We start from the raw sequence: 19,152 nt of genomic DNA, 5'->3' as shown, positions 1-19,152 counted from the left end.
GCTTGGGCCGCATATTCGTCATCGTGGGTGGATTGCTGGTGTTGCTTTTGACCGCAGCGCTGGTCGTTCCGCCATTTGTCGACTGGAGCGGCTATCGTGCCGAGTTTGAGCGCGAGGCAAGCCAGATCCTTGGCCGTCCAGTGCATGTGACAGGCGACGTGAGTGCGCGATTGCTGCCGTTCCCTTCAGTGGCATTTTCCGATGTGCGTGTGGGCGCTGATAATGAGCATCCCGTGATGACGGTCGATACGTTTTCGATGGATGCGGAACTGATGCCATTTTTGCGCGGCCAGTTGCTGATTTTCGATATGCGTGTCGAACGCCCGAATACGATTATTTCGCTCGATAAGGATGGCAAGGTGGATTGGGCGATCCGTCCTTCCACACCGCTTGATCCGGCGCAGATCAAGGTTGAACGCCTCTCAATCACGGACGGAACTACGACCCTTATCGATGAGGCGAGTGGACGCGTTCACAATGCCAGCGATATAAATGCGGTTCTCTCTGCCAACAGTCTTGCAGGGCCATGGCTGGCCAACGGCACTTTAGAAATTGAAGGTCAGAAGCTGGCGCTTGATCTTACCAGCGGTGAAGCCAAGCCCGACGGCTCTCTGCGCCTTCGAGCGCGCATATCGCCTGAAGCGGTGCCCGCATCGTTTGAGACTGATGGTGACATTACGCTTGATGATGGTCGTCTGAACTATGCTGGCAGCTTTTCACTCCGTTCTGCTGATGCGATGGGGTCAGTCGCCAAGAACCAGAAAGAGCCAGTAGAGAAGCCATTTTTCAGTGACCTTCGTGTTAGTGGCAAGTTTTCTGCAAATAAAATCCATTTCGATGCCAGCGAGTTTCGCATGGAGCAGGGACCGGCCGACAATCCTTACGTGGTGAATGGCAAGGCTCTTATTGATTACGGTGATAAGCCACATTTTGAAATCAGTGCTGACGGCCAGCAGATATTCTGGGGTCCGGTTGAAACGCAGGATCAGCAACCCACACCCGTCGCTGATGGCGAGCGCCTTGAGACATTACGGCGGATACTTGAGCAATTGCCGATCCCTGGAATCCCCGGCAATGTCGATTTACGGCTACCGGCAGTGATTGCCGGTGGAACGACTATTCGTTCCGTGACAATCAGTGCAGAGCCTGATGGAAATGGCTGGAATATTGGTCAGTTTGAAGCTGATCTGCCGGGCCGTACAAAGATTGAGGCCAAAGGCAGACTTTCGGTCGGGCGCGATTTCGGTTTTGAAGGCGATATGCTTGTGGCTTCGCGCCAGCCATCCGGTCTTGCAGCATGGCTGAATGAAACTGTTGATGAATCCATCCGTAAACTCGATAGCGTGGGCTTTTCAGGCAAAGTGAATTTGCGTGAAGGCATGCAGAGCATTGATAACCTTGAAGTCGGTATGGGCCAAACGACGCTGAAAGGTACATTCCTGCGGCAAGTAGCAGGTTCTGCCGAACCAGCTATTACGCTGCGGTTGCAAGGTGGTGCAGTTGATAGCAATGCACTTCGTGCATTTACAGGCTTTTTCTCAGGCGGTCATGGCGTTGCTTCACTTGATGGACAAGCGCTTGATATTGGGTTCACCGCTGGCCCTGTTCAATATGAGGATATGGAAGCAGCGAGTGTTGATCTTGCTGTTCGTATTCATAATGGCCGTTTTGATTTTGACCGTTTGATGGTCAATGATGTTGCAGGAACAACGCTGACTGCAACCGGCACTTATGAGCCTTTTGCAGCAACGCCGTCAGGCAAACTTGATGCAACTTTGCTTTCCGCTGATCTGTCGCATTTTCTGACACTCGCTGCGCATCGTCATCCGCAAGTTCCATTTTTCCGTTCGCTCTCTGCGCGCGCAGATAATTATCCGGGTCTCTTTGAGGACACGGAGATTAATATCATCGCCAATGCCGTGGCACCCACCGGTAATGGTGTGACCGCCGCGCCGGTTGCGGGAAGTGCCAAAGGATCACGCGCCAAGGAAGTGCCAGCAAAGACACCTGCAAAGGGTGGCGAGGCGTCGTTTAGCGTGACGGGCAAAGCAGGCGGTATGAAGCTTGACCTGTCCGGCACGACCAGCGGCGGAAGCGCTGAAAACGATCCGATGCAGATGCAGCTCAACGGAACTGCAACGTCTACGAATGGCGAAACGGTTCTGGCTTTATTGGGCGTTCCAACATTGCCGCTCGGACTTGCTGGCGAATTGACGGCTGATCTCACCATGCAGGGCGCGCCAAGTGCTGGCATGCGAACGCAACTCAAACTGACGGCACCTGATGGATCTGCAGTTGCGGATGGCATTTTGTCGATGGTTGGCGGAGATATTGCGGCGAGCGGTAAGGCTCAGGTGAAGTCTGCCGATTTGCAACCCTTTATCGCAACAGCGGGTTACACGCTTCCGGGATTTGGCGAAGGACTGTCCGCTGATCTATCGAGCGATTTTCAGTTTGCCAAAGGTTTGCTGCGGTTCCCGAATTTTGCGGGTAAGCTTGGCGGAGATGATATCTCCGCTCGTCTTGAAGCGAACTTTTCAGATAGTGGACTTCCGCAGATCAAAGGTGAAGCAAAGCTGACCTCTGTTGAACTTGGCAGCCTCGCAGCAATCATGCTTGGTCAGGATGCGCTTGAGCCATCTTCGCCGCGTAAGGCTTCTATCTGGCCAAATACGCCATTTGCTACGCGTCCGTCTTTGACGCTGCTAATGGATATGAAGCTGACTGCAGCGCAAGCACACATGGATGGCTTCGGAACCGTGAGCGATTTTTCTACGCGCGTTCAGAAGAATATGGATGGGCTGGCACTTAATGAGCTGACGGGAAACTGGGCTGGCGGGTATCTGGTTGGCAATATTTCTCTACGCAACAACGATAAAACCGCGCTGCTGTCTTCTGATCTTAAATGGAGTGGTGCACGGCTCGAAGATTTCTATCATTCTTCGACGGGTAGCAGCCCATTGGATGGAACGATTAAGGCTGCTCTGACTTTGAATGGTAGCGGCTCGAATGTCGCCGAACTGGTTGCGTCGTTAGCTGGTTCAGGCAGCGTTGATGTCGAGAATTTCGCAATCAATGGCTTTGATCAAACGGCTTTTCCGGCAATGCTGACTGAGGCTGATAGTCTGGGTGATCAGCCCGTAGGTGCCACGCAGCTGGATGCTAAAGCTTTCAGCGCATTGACCGATAAGGCAATTGGTCAGGGTCGCTTTGCGCTTGGTAATCCGCGCTTTGATTTTACGATTGCCGGAGGCATCGCACGACTTGCACCGATCAGTCTTGCATCGGGCGACGCCACATTGAGCGGCGATATGCAGCTTAATCTTTCTACGCTGGGCCTCAGTGGTGAAGGCAGCTTCGCATTTGATCAACCGGACGATGTGCAACCTTCAACCACAGCAAGTCTTCGCTATACAATTGGCGGAACCTATGACGACCCTACAGTTCAATTTGATCGCCAGCCGCTGGTTCAGTTTCTGACGCAGCGCGCATTGGAGCGAGAGCAGGAACGGGTTGAAGCGATGCAGGCGAGCATCATGGAAAAGCAGCGGCTGAGACGCCAGCTGGACTTGCTAGCATCGGATGCCAAAGCGCGCGAGCGTGTGCAGCTCGAGGAAGAGGCTCGAAAAAGAGCAGAGGCAGAAGCTCGCGAACAGGCTGCCAGAAATGCATTGGAAGCGCAGAAACCCGTTGAGGGCACTAATCAGCCCGCACAACTGAATGGTGAGGGTGGTCAGTCGCTGAATGAGTTTTTGAAAGATCTGGAGCAGGCGCCAAATGTTGCGCCGAATTCTCAGCCTTGAGACCGAATTTTTGATTTTAGCCAGTCAAGTATGTAGAGCCTGAGAGCAGAAGAGAGGTTGACGCTGCGCTCGCGCTGCCCGTCGATCTCCGTCACAAGCGATGCGACAGATACTTGCCGCGTGTTTGCGATCTCTTCAAGCAGCTCGAAGAATGGGTCTTCGAGCGTATAGCTCGTTGCATGTCCACGAATACTCACAGAGCGCTTTTTAAGCCGTCCTGTAGTGCTGAGGGAGCCGCTCACTCTTCAGCTTTCGGCTTGTTGATTGGCTCAAGCTTGTTGTTTTTGAGAAAGCTATTGGCTTTGCGCGTTTCTTCTTTCGCAAAGCCTTTTTCGGCTTTTGTCCGGCCAAACAGAATGCGGTTCTGATCGGCTTGTTCTTCCCGCGAGGCACGCGCCTTGTTCTTTTTGAACTGGCGCAGATTGATAATTTCACTCATGAATGCCTGCCAAGTATGTCAGTGGGCATCGCCTTATTTGTTTGGCGATTTTGGATTGGTTATCCACCAGATGATCAGCGAAAGTATCACGAGGAGCAGCAACCCGAAAGTCATTTGCCACATCGGAAAGTTCGGGGCGTCTTTAGCGACGAAGAAACCGGCAATGATACCGCTGAACCAAAGAACGATCTGAGCAATAATTCGCAACATGTTGGGGCCTGTCCTGTGATGCGTTTTTGTTTATCTCAGTTTTACAGAGCATTTGTTGAGATGCTTTGATCGAAGTCAAGAGCGGCACGACTGCTATAAAAAAACACCGGCAGAATGTTCAGCCGGTGTTTGGTATTCTCAGTGAAGTTAAAACTTATTTTTTACGGAAAGAATCTAGGGAAACCACGTCTGCCGATGGCTTGGCTTCTGTATCGTCATCCTCAGATGCCGGTTCGTCTTTTGCAGCGCTATCACCTTTATCAGCAGCAGATTTGCGCGATTTGGATTTAGGCTTGGCCTTTTCAGGCGCATCTTCGGACGAGATCAATTCGATAGAGGAGACGTTGCCACCTTCATCATTGTCGCTTGTTGGCTGCACAACCGATACATCGAACTCAAGTTCAAAGTTGACCGATGGATCGTAGAAGCCGCGGACAGCAGAAAATGGGATTGTCAGCTTTTCTGGCACGTCACCGAATGACAAGCCGATTTCAAACAGCTGATCAGTGACAACCATGTCCCAGTACTGATGTTGCAACACCACTGTCATCTGCTCAGGATACTTTTCCTTAAGTCGCGATGAAATGCGTACACCGGGCGCCCCTGTTAGGAACGTGATGAAGAAATGATGATTGCCAGGCAAGCCAGTCGCTGCCACTTCCGCAAGAACCTTGCGAATGACGCCACGGAGGGCTTCCTGAGCGAGAATATCGTAACGAATGAGATCCTGAACCATAGATTGCTTATCCCACGGATTCGCAGGTTGATGTCAAGTTTGTTCTCTGACGAATCTAAAATATATCAAGAAAAAAGTGAGCCCGGGGAGGTGCGGAAATGCTTAAGCGCGCGCACCAAAGGCCATTAAAAATGTCCGCACACCGTTGATCGCGCTTTTTTCAATAATTGAATCATCAACTGTCTGGCCGGTTAGCAGATGGTAATGAATATCCGCATTGATAAGCGCCAGATAATGACGTGCTGCCAAATCGGGGTCTTCAATGACCAGATCACCGGCCAATGCTAAGCGCGCCAGATGGGCGGCAATGGCTGGAACTGCCTGTGCGGGCCCCTTGTTGCTGCATATATTGCCATGTAGGGGCAGGGCATCTTCATCGGACTGAAACAGTTTGCGCAAGAAGACAGTCGAAGAATCATGCACGCAATTGCGGCTCATCCTGATCGAGAAGGCGACCAGATTTTCTTCGAGGTTTTCGCCAGACTGAGGAAAAGTAGCGAGCACAGCAAAAAGACCAGACGACATTCTGTCGAATGCATCGTCAACAACAGCCGCCAGCAGTGCTTCTTTATCTTTATAATGATTGTAAATGGTCTGGCGTGATACGCCAGCTTCGCTGGCTATCAGATCGATGCTGGCGCCCTGAAACCCATCTCGATAAAAAACGCGTGCTGCCGCGCAAAGAATGAAGTCGCGCTTCATACATTGGCCGGGCTTTAACCCCGATTTTGCGGACGCAGAATTTGCCCCTTCAGAAAGGAGTGGGCGTCTGTCTGCGAGAACGGCACTATCGAGCATGTCAGTAGGTTTCATATTCATAACATAATGCGGCTTGACGGTTTGGACAATAGTGTCTAATTTTACAGTAGTGTCAAAACAGTTATTGTAATTCGTCCATTATGGGGATGGCTACCCGCTTTTGAGAGACTGCGATACCCGGTTGGGGGCTGGATACATCGCAAATATCGCGAAATTATGTAGCATAAGCATGTGGATAGTCGCTTAGTTGCGTTATTTGGTCCCGGCTTGCCCTTCCTCCCAAGCGATGCGCCGGAACCAAACGCGTAACGGGCGACTCACGAAACATTGATGAAAGTACGCCCCCAATGAGTTCAGGCTCTCCCACTTCAGGTCTCGTGCGTAACGCGATTATTCTTGGTCTTCTTTCGGCAATCGGCCCATTTGCCATTGATATGTATCTGCCCGCATTGCCAACCATCGCTACCGATCTCCACGCCGAGACCGGTGCTGTGCAGATGAGTCTTTTGGCATTCTTCATCGCTCTCGCGATTGCGCAGCTTTTTGTTGGTCCTTTGTCGGACATGGTTGGACGCAAGCTTCCGCTTTATGGCGGACTGATCCTGTTTGCTGTTGGCAGTATCGGCTCAGCACTCGCGACCAATATCGATATTTTGGTCCTGTTCCGCTTCATTCAGGGTTTGGGCGCTGCGGCAAGCTCGGTTATTCCGCGTGCGATTGTGCGTGATCTGCATACGGGTGTTGATGCAGCAAAACTGATGTCGCTATTGATGCTCGTCTTTTCGATTTCACCTATTTTAGCACCCCTGAGTGGTTCGGTGCTTATCGACTTCTTTGGTTGGCGCGGTGTTTTCTGGGCAGTTCTGGTGGCAGCAATCGTGGGCGTTGTGCTGATCGCAACGTCGCTTAAAGAGACGCGGGGTAGCGAAGCTCGGCTTGATAGCAATATCAGCAGCGCGCTTGCGGGTTATGGCCGCTTGCTCAAAGATCGCTATTTTATGGGGTTGGCCTGTATTGGCGGCTTCGGCATCGCGTCCTTCTTTGTCTATCTGGCAAACTCATCGTTTATTCTAATTGATCATTACGGCCTCAGCCCAAGCCAGTATGCAATTGCGTTTTCGATTAATGCCGTTTCGTTCTTCAGCGTTTCGCAGCTGAATGGCGTCTTGGGTGCGCGTTTTGGATTGCGTCGCGTGATGCAGGTCGCCGTTTCAGGCTTTGCCGCCGTTATGCTTGCGATGTTTGCCGCAGTTCTCATGGGCCATACCGGCCTTTGGCTGATCGCGGCATTTTTGTTTGTTGGTTACGGTTTTCTCGGACTTGTCATTCCGACGACCGCAGTGCTGGCGCTTGAAGATCACGGAGCAATTGCCGGAACAGCATCGGCACTTCTGGGCACATTGCATTTCGTCATTGGCGGCATTGCAATCGGCGTTACCGGCGCATTCTTTGACGGTTCAGCGAAGCCGATGATTGGTGGTATTGCGATCTGTGCGCTTATCGCATTCCTGCTTAGTCGCGTTGTGTTTGCGCGCAAAGCACAGCCAGAAGCGGAAGTGGCAACAATCTAAAGATGGGAAAAGTGGAGGCTTCTGTTGCCAGGTGCCTCCGAACCCCGCCTCAAGGTGCTAACCAGAAGGACTTAGGTTGGGTTTCTCGCACCGCGATTAAGCAGCGAGAGCGTAACCCTGAGCTTTGTTGTCATTTGCAACTACTCAATTGACCCGATAACGGTGGTATCATGCCGAGCAAAAGAGCGATCTTTACACCCTTGTCGATCCTATTTCGCCCCCGCCACAGCGCAACTCGCGTTTACTGCTTCTTGCGTTCTGGTGGAGGCGCCGGGTACCGCCCCCGGGTCCAATAGGTTTATTACATCGTCCGTTTATCACCATAGTCAGCTTGCGCTGACACGACGTATATAGGCGTCCTTCTTCGCGATTGGAAGAGGGGAGTTATGATTTAACAGGTTGTTGGCGCTCGTTTGTCTTCGCTTTTTGCGTTCATTTTTCATTGACAGCAATCGCAGGCTGGTCAATCCTGACAAGACTATCGGTGCATGCCGGATTGGGATTGTCATTGTCCGGCTGTAGCGGAGGTTTAACCGGGGCTAAAGCCAATCGAAGGAGAGTGAATCTATGAGTGACTATCTCGCGGATGTCCGTCGTTATGATGCCGCTGCTGATGAAGCCGTTGTCGAGAAGATCGTAAAGCATCTTGGCATTGCGCTGCGCAATCGCGATTCCTCCCTAGTTTCTGCAACCGATCCTGAAGAACTCAAGCGCGTCCGCGACAGCTGGGTTCACAAGAAGCTCGGCGTTGCTGATGAAGCCAAAGCCGTCGAAGTGGTAGACCATGTGGCCGAAGTGATGAAGGGCGATCGTAACAAGGGTCGCGTCACCTTCTATTATCTGGTTGCGAAGCAGCTTGGTAAGCTCGGCGATCTTTAATCGTCGTCCACAGTCCAGACTGAAAACCCCGGTGTTAAAAGCCGGGGTTTTTCTTATATTGGGTTAAGACGAATCGGCCCGGAAAGTACCCCTATGCGCACCTATCTCGATCTTCTCCAGCATGTGCTCGACAATGGCTCAGACCGTGGCGACCGCACCGGGACAGGCACGCGTTCAGTTTTCGGCTATCAGATGCGCTACAATCTGGCTGAAGGGTTTCCCGTTCTCACCACCAAGAAGCTGCATCTACGATCGATCATCCATGAACTGCTGTGGTTTCTGAAAGGCGATACCAATATCGCTTATCTCAAAGAAAATGGCGTTTCGATCTGGGATGAATGGGCCGATGAGAACGGTGATCTCGGCCCGGTCTATGGCTATCAGTGGCGCTCATGGCCAGCGCCTGATGGCCGCCATATCGACCAGATTGCGAATCTTTTGAAGATGTTGCGCGAAAACCCTAACTCACGACGTTTGATCGTTTCAGCATGGAACCCGGCGCTGGTCGATGAAATGGCTTTGCCGCCGTGTCATTGCCTGTTTCAGTTTTATGTCTCGGACGGCAAACTGTCTTGCCAGCTTTATCAGCGTTCGGCAGATATTTTCTTAGGCGTTCCGTTCAATATTGCATCTTATGCGTTGCTGACCATGATGATTGCGCAGGTTGCAGGCCTTGAGCCGGGTGATTTTGTGCATACGCTGGGTGACGCGCATATTTATTCCAATCATTTCGAGCAGGCGCGTCTGCAACTGACCCGCACGCCGAAATCCTTGCCGACCATGCGCATCAACCCGGATGTGAAAGATCTGTTTGCTTTCCGTTACGACGATTTTGAGCTGGTGGGTTATGAAGCTGATCCATCAATCAAAGCACCGATTGCGGTTTAAGATATGACCAAGAGCAAAGCCGTTCTTTCGATTGTCGTTGCAGCGTCCGAAAACAATGTCATTGGCCGCGACAATGATATGCCGTGGAAGCTTTCCACAGACCTCAAGCGGTTTAAGGCGATCACGCTTGGCAAGCCCGTTATTATGGGTCGCAAGACATGGGAATCCATCGGTCGCCCGCTGCCGGGCCGTCCCAACCTTATTGTGACGCGGGATGTAGCTTTCAAAGCGGACGGAGCGACCATTGTTAGCTCGCTCGATGCGGCAATTGAACTGGGGCGCGAGCTTGCGGCTGAACTTGGTGTAGATGAGGTTTGTATCATTGGCGGCGGCAAGATTTACGCACAGGCATTGCCATTTGCTGATCGTGTGCATCTGACGCGCGTTCTCGCGACCATTGATGGTGACACATTTTTCCCGGAAATCGATTCGGAAATCTGGCAAGAAGTCAGCTCCGAAGAAGTGCCCGCGGGCGAGAAAGATAGCCATCCAACGCGTTATATTCGGTACGACCGACACGTTATATAAATTATAACGCAGGAAATTTGCCGCTTCACGTTGAAAGCGGCCCTCGCGATGCCTATAAAACGGTAACATTAGTTGATGACGGGAAGTTGAACAGGCTTTCCCGTCTCCCGGACGAGAGGTGAGGATGCCCTGGAGTAATCAGAATGGCGGCGGCGGAGGCCCATGGGGTGGCGGCGGCGACAACAATAATAATGGCGGCAATGGCGATAAAGGTGGCCCTTGGGGTCAGGGTCCGAAAGGGCCACGCAATGGCGGCCAGAACACGCCTCCTGATCTTGAGGATATTCTTCGCAAAGGGCAGGATCGTCTGAAAAAAGTTTTCCCAGGTGGCGGCGGCGGTAAAGGCGGCAGCAATCGTGGTGTATTTTTCCTGATTGGTGCAGCAGTGCTTGGCCTCTGGCTTTACCAGTCGGTCTATACGGTGCAGCCAGACGAACTCGCTGTTGAGCTCGTTTTTGGTAAACCAAAGGCTGAAGTTTCCGAGCCGGGCCTGCATTTCCTTTTCTGGCCTGTTGAGACCGTTGAAAAGGCTCAGATCGTCGAAAAGCAGATCAATATCGGTGGTCAGGGTTCACGGACTGCGACGCAGGGCCTGATGCTGACTGGCGATCAGAACATCGTCAATGTTCAGTTCTCGGTTCTTTATCGTGTTGCTAATCCGCGCGATTATCTTTTCAACGTTGAGAATCCGGATGCCATGGTGCAGCAGGTTTCTGAGAGTGCGATTCGTGAAATCGTTGGTCGTCGTCCTGCACAGGATGTCTTCCGTGATAATCGTGCTGAAATTGCGCAGAGTGTACGCGAAATTATTCAGGCCACGCTTGATCGCTATAACACCGGTATTCAGGTGAATGCCGTTTCCATCGAAGACGCCGCGCCGCCGCGTGAAGTGGCAGATGCGTTTGATGAAGTGCAGCGCGCTGAACAGGATGAAGACCGCTTCGTAGAAGAGTCCAATCAGTATTCGAACCAGCGTCTTGGTCAGGCACGCGGTCAGGCAGCACAGCTGCGTGAAGAAGCTGCGGCTTACAAAAACAGTGTTGTTCAGGATGCAACAGGTGAAGCACAGCGCTTCAGCTCCGTTGTCGATCAATACAAAAACGCTCCTGAAGTAACACGCAACCGCTTGTTCCTCGAAACCATGGAAGAAGTGCTTGCTGGCACCAAGAAGGTTATCGTGGAAGCTGGTAAGGATGTCGTGCCCTACCTGCCATTGAGTGAACTTATGCGCCAGCAGCCGCGTCCGGGTGCCGCTGACGCAACGACGAATAGCGGAGGTAACTAATCATGGCCAATAACAGGCTTCCGTTTATTTTCGGCATTATCGCCATCGTTGCTTTCGCAATTTATTCGTCGGTATTCATCGTTAATGAACGCCAGCAGGCAATCGTTCTGCGCTTTGGTCAGATCGTTGATGTGAAAACCGATCCGGGCATTTACTTCAAAATGCCTTTCGGTTTCCTTGATGCCGATACGGTTCAGCTGATCGATGATCGCCTGCTGCGCTTTGACCTTGACGATATTCGCGTTCAGGTTTCGGGCGGCAAGTTCTACGACGTGGATGCATTCCTCGTTTACCGCATCACTGATCCGCGCAAGTTCCGTGAAACCGTATCGGGTAGTGTTTTGCTTGCAGAACAGCGTCTGCGTACGCGTCTTGATGCTGCATTGCGTGGCGTTTACGGTCAGCGCGGCTTTGAAGCTGCACTTTCCGAAGAACGTGGCGATATGATGCGTGAAGTTGCAAATCAGCTTCGCCCTGATGCGACATCGCTTGGCATCACCATCGAAGATGTTCGCATTCGTCGTACGGATTTGACCGCTGAAGTCTCACAGCAGACCTATGAGCGTATGAAGGCCGAACGTCTTGCGGAAGCAGAACGTCTGCGTGCGCGTGGTCGTGAAGCAGCACAGCGTATTCGCGCTATTGCTGATCGTCAGGTTGTAGAAACTGTTGCTGAAGCGCGTAAGGACTCGGAAATCCTCCGCGGTGAAGGCGATGCAGAGCGTAGTGCGATCTTTGCTGAATCCGCATCGAAAGACCCGGATTTCTATTCGTTCTATCGTTCAATGGCAGCTTATCGTAAGGCACTTGAAACGCCTGATACAACACTGGTTATTTCGCCAGATTCGGAGTTCTTCAAGTTCTTCCGTGATTCCGCTGGGCAGTTGCCGACTACCGCACCTGCAACAGCGCCAGCGCAGTAAGAGAGATTATCGCATATGAGCGATTTTCTAGCCGCCGTAGGACTTCTCTTCGTATTCGAGGGGCTGCTCTACGGCGGCTTTCCTTTGATTGCCAAAAAGCTGGCGCGTGATGCATCTCAAGCGCCGGAAGGCATGTTGCGGATTGCCGGGCTTTGCGCATTGGCGATTGGTGTCTTTATTGTCTGGCTTGTTAGGGGATAAGCCAGTTCATTCATTATATTTCTGCTCTCCACTCTATGCGGGGCCGTAAACAGGCCGTATTTTGCAGCGATCTAATCTTTTCGCTTTTTCATGCAGACAAAAACGGAGCGGAGCTTCATGGCAATTGCATCCAAGGCGGGATTTGGCCGCACCCTTTTAGCAACCGTTGCTCTCGGAGCGATGAGTTTTACAGGGACAGTTGCGATTGGCATATCTCCCTCTTTTGCTCAGCAAACTGCTCCAATCAGGCAGGGGCCGGGGTCCGTTGCCGATTTGGCTGAAGGTCTGCTTGATGCGGTTGTGAATATTTCGACATCGCAGACGGTTAAAGAAGACGGCGAAGAAGACAGTGGCGTACCGATGCCACAGGTGCCGGAAGGTTCACCGTTTCAAGAATTCTTCAACGATTTTTTCAATGAAAAAGGCGGCGATAAGAAAGGCGATTCGCGCAAAGTACAGTCGCTTGGCTCTGGTTTTGTGATTGATGCCGAAAAGGGTTTTATCGTCACCAATAATCACGTCATCGCTGATGCGGATGAGATAGAAGTGAATTTTGTCGATGGTTCCAAGCTGAAAGCGGAACTTGTCGGTAAGGACACCAAGACCGATCTCGCCGTGCTGAAAGTCGATCCAACCAAGCATAAGCTCAAAGCTGTTGAGTTCGGCAATTCTGATAAAGCGCGCATCGGCGACTGGGTGCTTGCAATCGGCAATCCGTTTGGCCTTGGCGGCACAGTAACTGCCGGCATCATTTCTGCCCGTAAGCGCGATATTCAGTCCGGCCCTTATGACGATTTTATTCAGACCGATGCTGCGATCAACCGTGGTAACTCCGGCGGTCCGCTGTTCGACATGGACGGCAAGGTGATCGGCATCAATACAGCGATCTATTCGCCATCGGGCGGTTCGATTGGTATTGGCTTTGCGATCCCTGCGGAAATGGCCGTTGGTGTTATCGATCAGCTCAAAGAATTTGGCGAAGTGCGTCGCGGCTGGCTCGGTGTGCGTATTCAGCCAGTGACCGATGACATTGCGCAAAGCCTTGGCCTGAAAGATGCGAAGGGTGCGCTGATCGCTGGTATTATCGAGAATTCTGGAGTTGATAATAAAGCCATCAAGGCGGGCGACGTTGTTATCCGCTATGACGGAAAACCGGTTGAACGTGCTCGTGATCTGCCGCGTTTGGTTGCCGAGAGTGCCGTTGGCGATGAGGTTGAGGTCGTTGTCGTGCGGGATGGTAAAGAGCAGACCGTCAAGGTTAAGCTCGGTCGTTTGATCGAAGACGATAAGAGCACCGAGGAAGCGACAGAAGACCAAGCGCCTCCGCCAGACATGGAAGATGGCGAAGAGGGGCAGGAGCTTCCGGATGCTCCAAAGGTTGATCCCAAGAAGAAAGATCAGCAGGAACAGGCCGCCGCAACGGTGCTTGGCATGAAGCTATCAGAACTCAATGAAGATGTACGTGGCGAATTTGGCATTGCCGAAGATGTTGAAGGCGTAGCAGTTCTTCACGTTGTGCCGGGTTCTGCTGCCGCTGAAAAGCGCATCGAAATTGGCGATGTGATTGTCGATGTTGGTCAGGTTACTGTGAAAGCCCCTGCCGATGTTAAAAAGCGGATTGATGCGTTGCGTCGCGAGGGCCGCAAGAACGCGCTTTTGATGTTGGCTTCGCGCTCTGGCGAGCTGCGCTTTGTGACGATCCGTATCGACTAGCTTCTTCCTAAACTGGAAATGCGAAAGGCGTCGCAACTGTTGCGACGCCTTTTTTGTTTGTGTTTAGAATCTCTTGCCGGAATTGGTTCGGAATTTGATTCAGTTTTTCGATGGGTTTACTGCGGAATAAACGACGTGACGTTTGAGGTGGGGCATGTCGTCAGGCACCTTGGGGTGGTCGAAGTCGCGGGCTTCATCCCGCACCATTCCGATGCGCTGCATAACCGATGTGGAGCGGTCGTTATTGAAGACAGCAAATGAAACAACTTCAGGAAGTTTAAGCTTGTCGAAGGCGTAAGCCAGAAGTGCTTTTCCTGCCTCGGTCATATAACCTTTGCCCCAGAAGGGCGGTGCAAGTCGCCAGCCGATTTCCACTGTGCCGTCAGGGAGGCACGGTTCAAGATCTGTGAGGGCGAGACCAGCAAAGCCGATCGATTGCCCGCTTTGTTTTTCCTCAATAGCGTAAAAGCCAAACCCTGTGTCTGTGATCATTTTTTGCAGACGCTCAAACAATGCGTCTGATTCTGCGCGTGAAAGCCGAGACGGGAAGAAACGCATTACCTCAGCATCTGAGTTAATTTCGTGAAGCAGTTCGCGATCCCGGTTTTCCCAGTTGCGAATAACGAGGCGAGGCGTTTCCAGAATAATCATTCGACAAAATCCGATTTGCGATAGCCTTGAATATAAAGGAGGGCGGTCAGATCGCCATGGTCGATGCGCACTTTAGCCTGTGCTGCGACCGCAGGTTTTGCATGAAGCGCGACGCCGGTTCCGGCAAGCTGGATCATGCCAAGATCATTAGCTCCATCACCCACAGCAATTGCATCTTGCGCTGTGAGGCCAAGGCGCTCTGCAATTTCTACTAGCTTTTCGACCTTGGCTTCACGGCCGAGAATTGGGTCGGACACAGTGCCGGTTAGATGTTTTCCGTCGTGCAAAAGGGTGTTGGCGCGGTCTTCGTTAAAACCGATCATCTCAGCGACGCGCTTTGTGAACGATGTGAAGCCACCGGATACGAGTGCCGTATAAGCGCCGTGCTTGCGCATAGTCCGAACCAGTTCCACGCCGCCCGGCATGAGTGTGATGCGGGTTGAGATAACCTTGTCGATAACCGAAAGCGGCAGACCTTTGAGAAGAGCCACGCGTTCACGCAGAGCTGGCTCGAACTCGATTTCACCATTCATAGCGCGGGCGGTTATGAGCGAGACCTGTTCACGCAGGCCTGCTTCTTCAGCCAGTTCATCGATGCATTCCTGCTGGATCATGGTGGAATCCATGTCTGCAATCAGAATTTTCTTGCGTCGGCTGTCCTGTTCCTGCACCACGACATCGACTGGCGCGCCATCAAGAGAATTGCGCAGAGCTTGCTCAGCTTCTGCAGGGGAGATGGTCGAGGGAAGTGGTATGTCGCAGGCAATGCCATCGGCCAGCCAGTAAAGTCCGGTTGCATTCACTGCTGCCGAGGCTTTAATCCCCAGCGACGGAACAAGCTGTGCTTTGGCTGGATTGGCAATCAGTGTAGCAATGAGGGAAGCGGATCGGTACATGAGGAGCATTTCCTGCGATGAGTGAAGCGGCGAAGGATGCAATCCTGATAGCTGGCCCGACGGCCAGCGGCAAGTCGGCACTTGCCCTTCAACTGGCAAAGAAGACCGGCGGCTTTATCGTCAATACCGATTCCATGCAGGTTTATGACGTGCTTGACCTTCTGAGCGCTCGTCCGCAGCCCGATGAGTTGCATGAAGCTGAACATTATCTTTATGGGCATGTTGCTCCATCTGTTTCCTATTCAACCGGCAAATGGTTTGCAGATGTGGAGGCGCTACTGTCGCGCAGTGACCTTAAAGGCCGCACGCCAATCTTTGTTGGCGGGACGGGGCTCTATTTCCGTGCTTTGCTTGGCGGGCTTTCGCAGATGCCGGAGGTGCCTGCCGATGTGCGTGAGTACTGGCGCAACAAAATGAGCGAGGAGGGCGCGGAAGCGCTGCATTTGATGCTCTCGCAACGTGATCCGGAAATCGCTGCCACATTACGCCCGACCGATAGCCAGCGCATTGTGCGTGCGCTTGAAGTGTTTGAAGGAACCGGACAGTCGTTGCTGCACTGGCAGAAAAACACAGGAACCGCGCTGGTCGACGATGCGCGTGCGCGCAAGATCATTTTGTTGCCAGACCGCCAATGGTTGGGAGAGCGGATTGCACAACGCTTCAATCTGATGTGGGATCATGGTGCACTTGAAGAGGTTCGTGCAATAATGGCACTGGACCTAGATCCGGCATTGCCGGCTTTAAAAGCTATCGGCGTGCGCGAGATTTCAGCATTTTTTGCCGGTGAGATGACGCGGGAAGAAGCCATTGAGCTTTCGGTTATCGCCACCCGCCAATATGCCAAACGGCAATCGACTTGGTTCAGAAATCAGCTCGATGATAGCTGGAAAAGATATATTTCGGGGCAGGAAGCCTTGTTAGGGCAATAATCTTATCGAGAATGCCTTTTTTATATAAGAAAATATCACGTTTCATGCATTTTCGCGTTGACGGCACGATTTTCGCTGATTAGTCTCCCGACCATGAACAGAACAGCTCTTATTCTTGTGGTACGTACGCGCATGGGCAGGATGGTGTAACCATCCGGCGAAAGCTCCCATGCGCGAAAGACAGGCTCCCTCGGGGGCCTTTTTTGTTATCTAAACACCAACGAAATTGAATATGTAAAGCAGACGGGAAGTGACGACGATGACGGCAGCAAAAAGCGAGGCGGCAACGATCTCCGCAGGACAACGCGAAATGACCGGCGCGGAAATGGTTATTCAGGCCATGATCGATCATGGCGTGGAACATCTTTTCGGCTATCCGGGCGGTGCCGTGCTGCCGATCTATGACGAACTTTTCCAGCAGGACAAGGTTGAACATATTCTTGTTCGCCACGAGCAGGGCGCAGGCCATGCCGCCGAAGGCTACGCACGCGCAACCGGTAAGGTTGGCGTTATGCTGGTTACGTCTGGTCCGGGTGCAACCAATGCGGTTACGCCATTGCAGGACGCCTTGATGGACTCGATCCCGCTGGTTTGCATTTCCGGTCAGGTTCCAACATCGCTGATCGGTTCTGATGGTTTTCAGGAAGCGGATACCGTTGGCATTACGCGCCCTTGCACCAAGCACAATTGGCTGGTTCGCGATGTAAATGATCTGTCGCGCATTCTGCACGAAGCGTTTCATATTGCTTCGACGGGCCGCCCGGGTCCGGTTCTGGTTGATATTCCGAAAGATATTCAGTTTGCGACCGGCATCTATACGCCACCGCAGACATCGCCGCGCACCAGCTATCGCCCGACCATTGAAGGCGACAAGAATGCGATCGCTCAGGCTGTTGAAATGCTGCTGACCGCAAAGAAGCCGGTGATCTATTCCGGTGGCGGCGTTATCAATTCGGGGCCTGCTGCAACGAAACTGCTGCGCGAACTGGTTGAAATCAGCAACTTCCCGATCACATCAACTTTGATGGGTCTCGGTGCTTATCCTGCATCTGGCAAGAACTGGCTCGGCATGCTGGGTATGCACGGCACATACGAAGCCAATATGACCATGCATGATTGCGACGTCATGCTGTGCGTTGGCGCACGTTTTGACGACCGTATCACAGGTCGTCTGAATGCTTTTGCGCCGCATTCGCGCAAAATCCACATCGACATTGATCCATCGTCGATCAACAAAAATGTACGCGTTGATGTTCCGATTATTGGCGACGTTGCCCATGTTCTGGAAGATATTGTTCGCCAGTTCCGTGCAGCTTCCAAGAAGCCGGAAGCAAATGCGATGGCCGCATGGTGGGAGCAGATCAACCGCTGGCGTGGACGCAATTCGCTTGCATATGCGCCGAACAAAGACGTCATCATGCCGCAATATGCATTGCAGCGTCTGAACGAACTGACCAAAGACCGTAATACTTACATCACCACTGAAGTTGGCCAGCATCAGATGTGGGCTGCACAGTTCATGGATTTTGAAGAGCCAAATCGCTGGATGACGTCCGGTGGTCTCGGCACCATGGGCTATGGTTTGCCAGCAGCTCTCGGCGTGCAGATCGCGCATCCAGATGCGCTGGTTATCGATATTGCCGGTGACGCATCGATCCAGATGTGCATTCAGGAAATGTCGGCGGCCATCCAGTACAATGCGCCGATCAAGATTTTTATTCTGAACAATCAATATATGGGCATGGTTCGCCAGTGGCAGCAGTTGCTACATGGCAATCGCCTGTCGCATTCTTATACCGAAGCTATGCCTGATTTCGTGAAGCTTGCAGAAGCCTACGGTGCGCATGGTATTCGTTGTGACAAGCCAGCTTTGCTTGATGATGCAATCATGGAAATGATTGAAATCAACAAGCCGGTCATCTTCGATTGCCGTGTTGCAAATCTCGCCAACTGCTTCCCGATGATCCCATCTGGCAAGGCGCATAATGAAATGCTGTTGCCTGATGAAGCGACTGACGAAGCGGTTGCCAATGCAATTGATGCCAAGGGCCGCGCCCTAGTCTGACCCGGAGTAAAGAACATGAACGCACAAAATCTAGCATCCGGCTCGGCATATTTCATCGCAGCGGATACCCAAACACCAGAAACGCATACGCTTTCGGTTCTCGTTGATAATGAACCAGGTGTTCTAGCCCGCGTCATTGGCCTGTTTTCAGGACGTGGCTACAATATTGAAAGCCTGACGGTTTCTGAAACCGAGCATGAGCAGCATCTGTCGCGCATCACAATCGTAACGCGCGGCACGCCCAATGTGCTTGATCAAATCCGCCATCAGCTGGAGCGTATTGTTCCGGTGCATCGCGTGGTTGATATGACCCATCGTGCTGTTGAACTCGGCCATGAGCGCCCGATTGAGCGTGAATTGGCGCTGATTAAGGTGGCAGGAAAGGGCGAGGCACGTGCTGAAACTCTTCGCCTGACCGATGCTTTTAATGCAAAAATCGTGGATGCCACGACCGAGCATTTCATCGTCGAGATTACCGGCAAGACAGCCAAGATTGACCAGTTCATTTCGCTGATGAAGCCGCTTGGTCTGGTGGAAATCTGTCGCACTGGTGTGGCTGCAATGAACCGTGGCCCGCAAGGTCTCTAAGCTTAGTCACCACTGATACAATATCGAATAAAACCGGCACAATTTTTTGATTGTGCCGGTTTTTTATTGGGCTAACTTCTTCTCACCA

General features: G+C 52.2%; 19 protein-coding genes and 1 other RNA gene. 12 read left to right on the top strand and 8 right to left on the bottom strand.

Annotated features, from left to right (window positions below):
• Positions 1-2: 2 nt before the first annotated feature.
• Positions 3-3,803 (top strand): AsmA family protein, encoded by a 3,801-nt coding sequence (locus tag ACOZHT_RS13230; RefSeq protein WP_339511733.1) that lies wholly within the window; start codon positions 3-5, stop codon positions 3,801-3,803.
• Here the strand turns inward: ACOZHT_RS13230 and ACOZHT_RS13225 are convergent.
• The 5 genes from ACOZHT_RS13225 to ACOZHT_RS13205 all read right to left on the bottom strand — a co-directional run bounded on the left by ACOZHT_RS13225 (position 3,794) and on the right by ACOZHT_RS13205 (position 6,007).
• Complete coding sequence (locus ACOZHT_RS13225) at positions 3,794-4,045, bottom strand: ribbon-helix-helix domain-containing protein (protein ID WP_339511734.1); 252 nt, start codon at positions 4,043-4,045, stop codon at positions 3,794-3,796. The two genes, ACOZHT_RS13230 and ACOZHT_RS13225, sit on opposite strands and share 10 nt — an antisense overlap.
• A complete protein-coding gene (locus ACOZHT_RS13220) occupies positions 4,042-4,242 on the bottom strand; it encodes a DUF4169 family protein (protein WP_339511735.1) in 201 nt (66 codons plus the stop codon). The genes ACOZHT_RS13225 and ACOZHT_RS13220 overlap by 4 nt, the downstream gene beginning before the upstream one ends.
• 33 nt (positions 4,243-4,275) lie before the next feature.
• The gene (locus ACOZHT_RS13215) at positions 4,276-4,452 is read right to left on the bottom strand and encodes a hypothetical protein (RefSeq protein ID WP_339511736.1); all 177 of its coding nucleotides are present in this window, start codon (positions 4,450-4,452) and stop codon (positions 4,276-4,278) included.
• 154 nt (positions 4,453-4,606) lie between these two features.
• Positions 4,607-5,188, bottom strand: a complete 582-nt coding sequence (locus ACOZHT_RS13210) for an SspB family protein (RefSeq protein WP_339511737.1) — start codon at positions 5,186-5,188, stop codon at positions 4,607-4,609.
• A 102-nt stretch (positions 5,189-5,290) separates the two neighbouring features.
• Positions 5,291-6,007 (bottom strand): TetR/AcrR family transcriptional regulator, encoded by a 717-nt coding sequence (locus tag ACOZHT_RS13205; RefSeq protein ID WP_339511738.1) that lies wholly within the window; start codon positions 6,005-6,007, stop codon positions 5,291-5,293.
• Positions 6,008-6,294: 287 nt separating this feature from the next.
• Here ACOZHT_RS13205 and ACOZHT_RS13200 point away from each other — a divergent pair, with 287 nt between their 5' ends.
• Positions 6,295-7,518, top strand: coding sequence for a multidrug effflux MFS transporter (locus ACOZHT_RS13200; RefSeq protein ID WP_339511739.1), 1,224 nt, complete (start codon positions 6,295-6,297; stop codon positions 7,516-7,518).
• 10 nt (positions 7,519-7,528) lie between these two features.
• Here ACOZHT_RS13200 and ssrA read toward each other — a convergent pair.
• Positions 7,529-7,898: a transfer-messenger RNA gene (gene ssrA / locus ACOZHT_RS13195) on the bottom strand.
• Between the two features lie 187 nt (positions 7,899-8,085).
• Between ssrA and ACOZHT_RS13190 the strand changes: the two genes are divergently transcribed.
• The 7 genes from ACOZHT_RS13190 (at position 8,086) to ACOZHT_RS13160 (ending at position 13,935) form a co-directional block, all read left to right on the top strand.
• Positions 8,086-8,397, top strand: a complete 312-nt coding sequence (locus ACOZHT_RS13190) for a DUF2853 family protein (protein WP_339511740.1) — start codon at positions 8,086-8,088, stop codon at positions 8,395-8,397.
• A 93-nt stretch (positions 8,398-8,490) separates the two neighbouring features.
• The gene (locus ACOZHT_RS13185; protein ID WP_339511741.1) at positions 8,491-9,285 is read left to right on the top strand and encodes a thymidylate synthase; all 795 of its coding nucleotides are present in this window, start codon (positions 8,491-8,493) and stop codon (positions 9,283-9,285) included.
• Positions 9,286-9,288: 3 nt separating this feature from the next.
• Positions 9,289-9,813 carry a dihydrofolate reductase gene (locus ACOZHT_RS13180; protein ID WP_339511742.1) on the top strand — a complete coding sequence of 175 codons (525 nt, stop codon included), beginning with the start codon at positions 9,289-9,291 and terminating at the stop codon, positions 9,811-9,813.
• A 124-nt stretch (positions 9,814-9,937) separates the two neighbouring features.
• Positions 9,938-11,098, top strand: a complete 1,161-nt coding sequence (gene hflK / locus ACOZHT_RS13175) for an FtsH protease activity modulator HflK (RefSeq protein WP_339511743.1) — start codon at positions 9,938-9,940, stop codon at positions 11,096-11,098.
• Between the two features lie 2 nt (positions 11,099-11,100).
• The gene (locus ACOZHT_RS13170; RefSeq protein ID WP_339511744.1) at positions 11,101-12,021 is read left to right on the top strand and encodes a protease modulator HflC; all 921 of its coding nucleotides are present in this window, start codon (positions 11,101-11,103) and stop codon (positions 12,019-12,021) included.
• Positions 12,022-12,036: 15 nt separating this feature from the next.
• Complete coding sequence (locus ACOZHT_RS13165) at positions 12,037-12,222, top strand: DUF2065 domain-containing protein (protein WP_339511745.1); 186 nt, start codon at positions 12,037-12,039, stop codon at positions 12,220-12,222.
• 117 nt (positions 12,223-12,339) lie between these two features.
• Positions 12,340-13,935, top strand: coding sequence for a Do family serine endopeptidase (locus ACOZHT_RS13160; RefSeq protein ID WP_339511747.1), 1,596 nt, complete (start codon positions 12,340-12,342; stop codon positions 13,933-13,935).
• A 99-nt stretch (positions 13,936-14,034) separates the two neighbouring features.
• Here ACOZHT_RS13160 and ACOZHT_RS13155 read toward each other — a convergent pair whose 3' ends face one another.
• Positions 14,035-14,586, bottom strand: a complete 552-nt coding sequence (locus ACOZHT_RS13155) for a GNAT family N-acetyltransferase (RefSeq protein ID WP_339511749.1) — start codon at positions 14,584-14,586, stop codon at positions 14,035-14,037.
• Positions 14,583-15,482, bottom strand: a complete 900-nt coding sequence (gene serB / locus ACOZHT_RS13150) for a phosphoserine phosphatase SerB (RefSeq protein WP_339511751.1) — start codon at positions 15,480-15,482, stop codon at positions 14,583-14,585. Before serB ends, ACOZHT_RS13155 begins: the two co-directional genes overlap by 4 nt.
• A gap of 17 nt (positions 15,483-15,499) precedes the next feature.
• Here serB and miaA point away from each other — a divergent pair, with 17 nt between their 5' ends.
• From miaA to ilvN, 3 genes are all read left to right on the top strand, one after another.
• Positions 15,500-16,411: a tRNA (adenosine(37)-N6)-dimethylallyltransferase MiaA gene (gene miaA / locus ACOZHT_RS13145; RefSeq protein ID WP_339511752.1), complete on the top strand. Its 912-nt coding sequence runs from the start codon at positions 15,500-15,502 to the stop codon at positions 16,409-16,411.
• 259 nt (positions 16,412-16,670) lie between these two features.
• Positions 16,671-18,476: an acetolactate synthase 3 large subunit gene (locus ACOZHT_RS13140; protein WP_339511753.1), complete on the top strand. Its 1,806-nt coding sequence runs from the start codon at positions 16,671-16,673 to the stop codon at positions 18,474-18,476.
• Positions 18,477-18,491: 15 nt separating this feature from the next.
• Positions 18,492-19,064 carry an acetolactate synthase small subunit gene (gene ilvN / locus ACOZHT_RS13135; protein WP_007875697.1) on the top strand — a complete coding sequence of 191 codons (573 nt, stop codon included), beginning with the start codon at positions 18,492-18,494 and terminating at the stop codon, positions 19,062-19,064.
• Positions 19,065-19,152: the final 88 nt, after the last annotated feature.

The sequence above is a fragment of the Ochrobactrum sp. EDr1-4 genome, from assembly GCF_049199085.1.
Classification (GTDB): domain Bacteria; phylum Pseudomonadota; class Alphaproteobacteria; order Rhizobiales; family Rhizobiaceae; genus Brucella.
Note: the sequence above shows the minus strand (reverse complement) of the source record. Positions and strands in the feature narration are given on the sequence as shown.

Bases quoted from the DNA above. Each gene is read 5' to 3' on its own strand.
- ACOZHT_RS13220 (WP_339511735.1), bottom strand. From the start codon at position 4,242: ATGAGTGAAATTATCAATCTGCGCCAGTTCAAAAAGAACAAGGCGCGT.
- ACOZHT_RS13215 (WP_339511736.1), bottom strand. From the start codon at position 4,452: ATGTTGCGAATTATTGCTCAGATCGTTCTTTGGTTCAGCGGTATCATT.
- ACOZHT_RS13210 (WP_339511737.1), bottom strand. From the start codon at position 5,188: ATGGTTCAGGATCTCATTCGTTACGATATTCTCGCTCAGGAAGCCCTC.
- ACOZHT_RS13205 (WP_339511738.1), bottom strand. From the start codon at position 6,007: ATGAATATGAAACCTACTGACATGCTCGATAGTGCCGTTCTCGCAGAC.
- ACOZHT_RS13200 (WP_339511739.1), top strand. From the start codon at position 6,295: ATGAGTTCAGGCTCTCCCACTTCAGGTCTCGTGCGTAACGCGATTATT.
- ACOZHT_RS13190 (WP_339511740.1), top strand. From the start codon at position 8,086: ATGAGTGACTATCTCGCGGATGTCCGTCGTTATGATGCCGCTGCTGAT.
- ACOZHT_RS13185 (WP_339511741.1), top strand. From the start codon at position 8,491: ATGCGCACCTATCTCGATCTTCTCCAGCATGTGCTCGACAATGGCTCA.
- ACOZHT_RS13180 (WP_339511742.1), top strand. From the start codon at position 9,289: ATGACCAAGAGCAAAGCCGTTCTTTCGATTGTCGTTGCAGCGTCCGAA.
- hflK (WP_339511743.1), top strand. From the start codon at position 9,938: ATGCCCTGGAGTAATCAGAATGGCGGCGGCGGAGGCCCATGGGGTGGC.
- ACOZHT_RS13170 (WP_339511744.1), top strand. From the start codon at position 11,101: ATGGCCAATAACAGGCTTCCGTTTATTTTCGGCATTATCGCCATCGTT.
- ACOZHT_RS13165 (WP_339511745.1), top strand. From the start codon at position 12,037: ATGAGCGATTTTCTAGCCGCCGTAGGACTTCTCTTCGTATTCGAGGGG.
- ACOZHT_RS13160 (WP_339511747.1), top strand. From the start codon at position 12,340: ATGGCAATTGCATCCAAGGCGGGATTTGGCCGCACCCTTTTAGCAACC.
- ACOZHT_RS13155 (WP_339511749.1), bottom strand. From the start codon at position 14,586: ATGATTATTCTGGAAACGCCTCGCCTCGTTATTCGCAACTGGGAAAAC.
- serB (WP_339511751.1), bottom strand. From the start codon at position 15,482: ATGTACCGATCCGCTTCCCTCATTGCTACACTGATTGCCAATCCAGCC.
- miaA (WP_339511752.1), top strand. From the start codon at position 15,500: ATGAGTGAAGCGGCGAAGGATGCAATCCTGATAGCTGGCCCGACGGCC.
- ACOZHT_RS13140 (WP_339511753.1), top strand. From the start codon at position 16,671: ATGACGGCAGCAAAAAGCGAGGCGGCAACGATCTCCGCAGGACAACGC.
- ilvN (WP_007875697.1), top strand. From the start codon at position 18,492: ATGAACGCACAAAATCTAGCATCCGGCTCGGCATATTTCATCGCAGCG.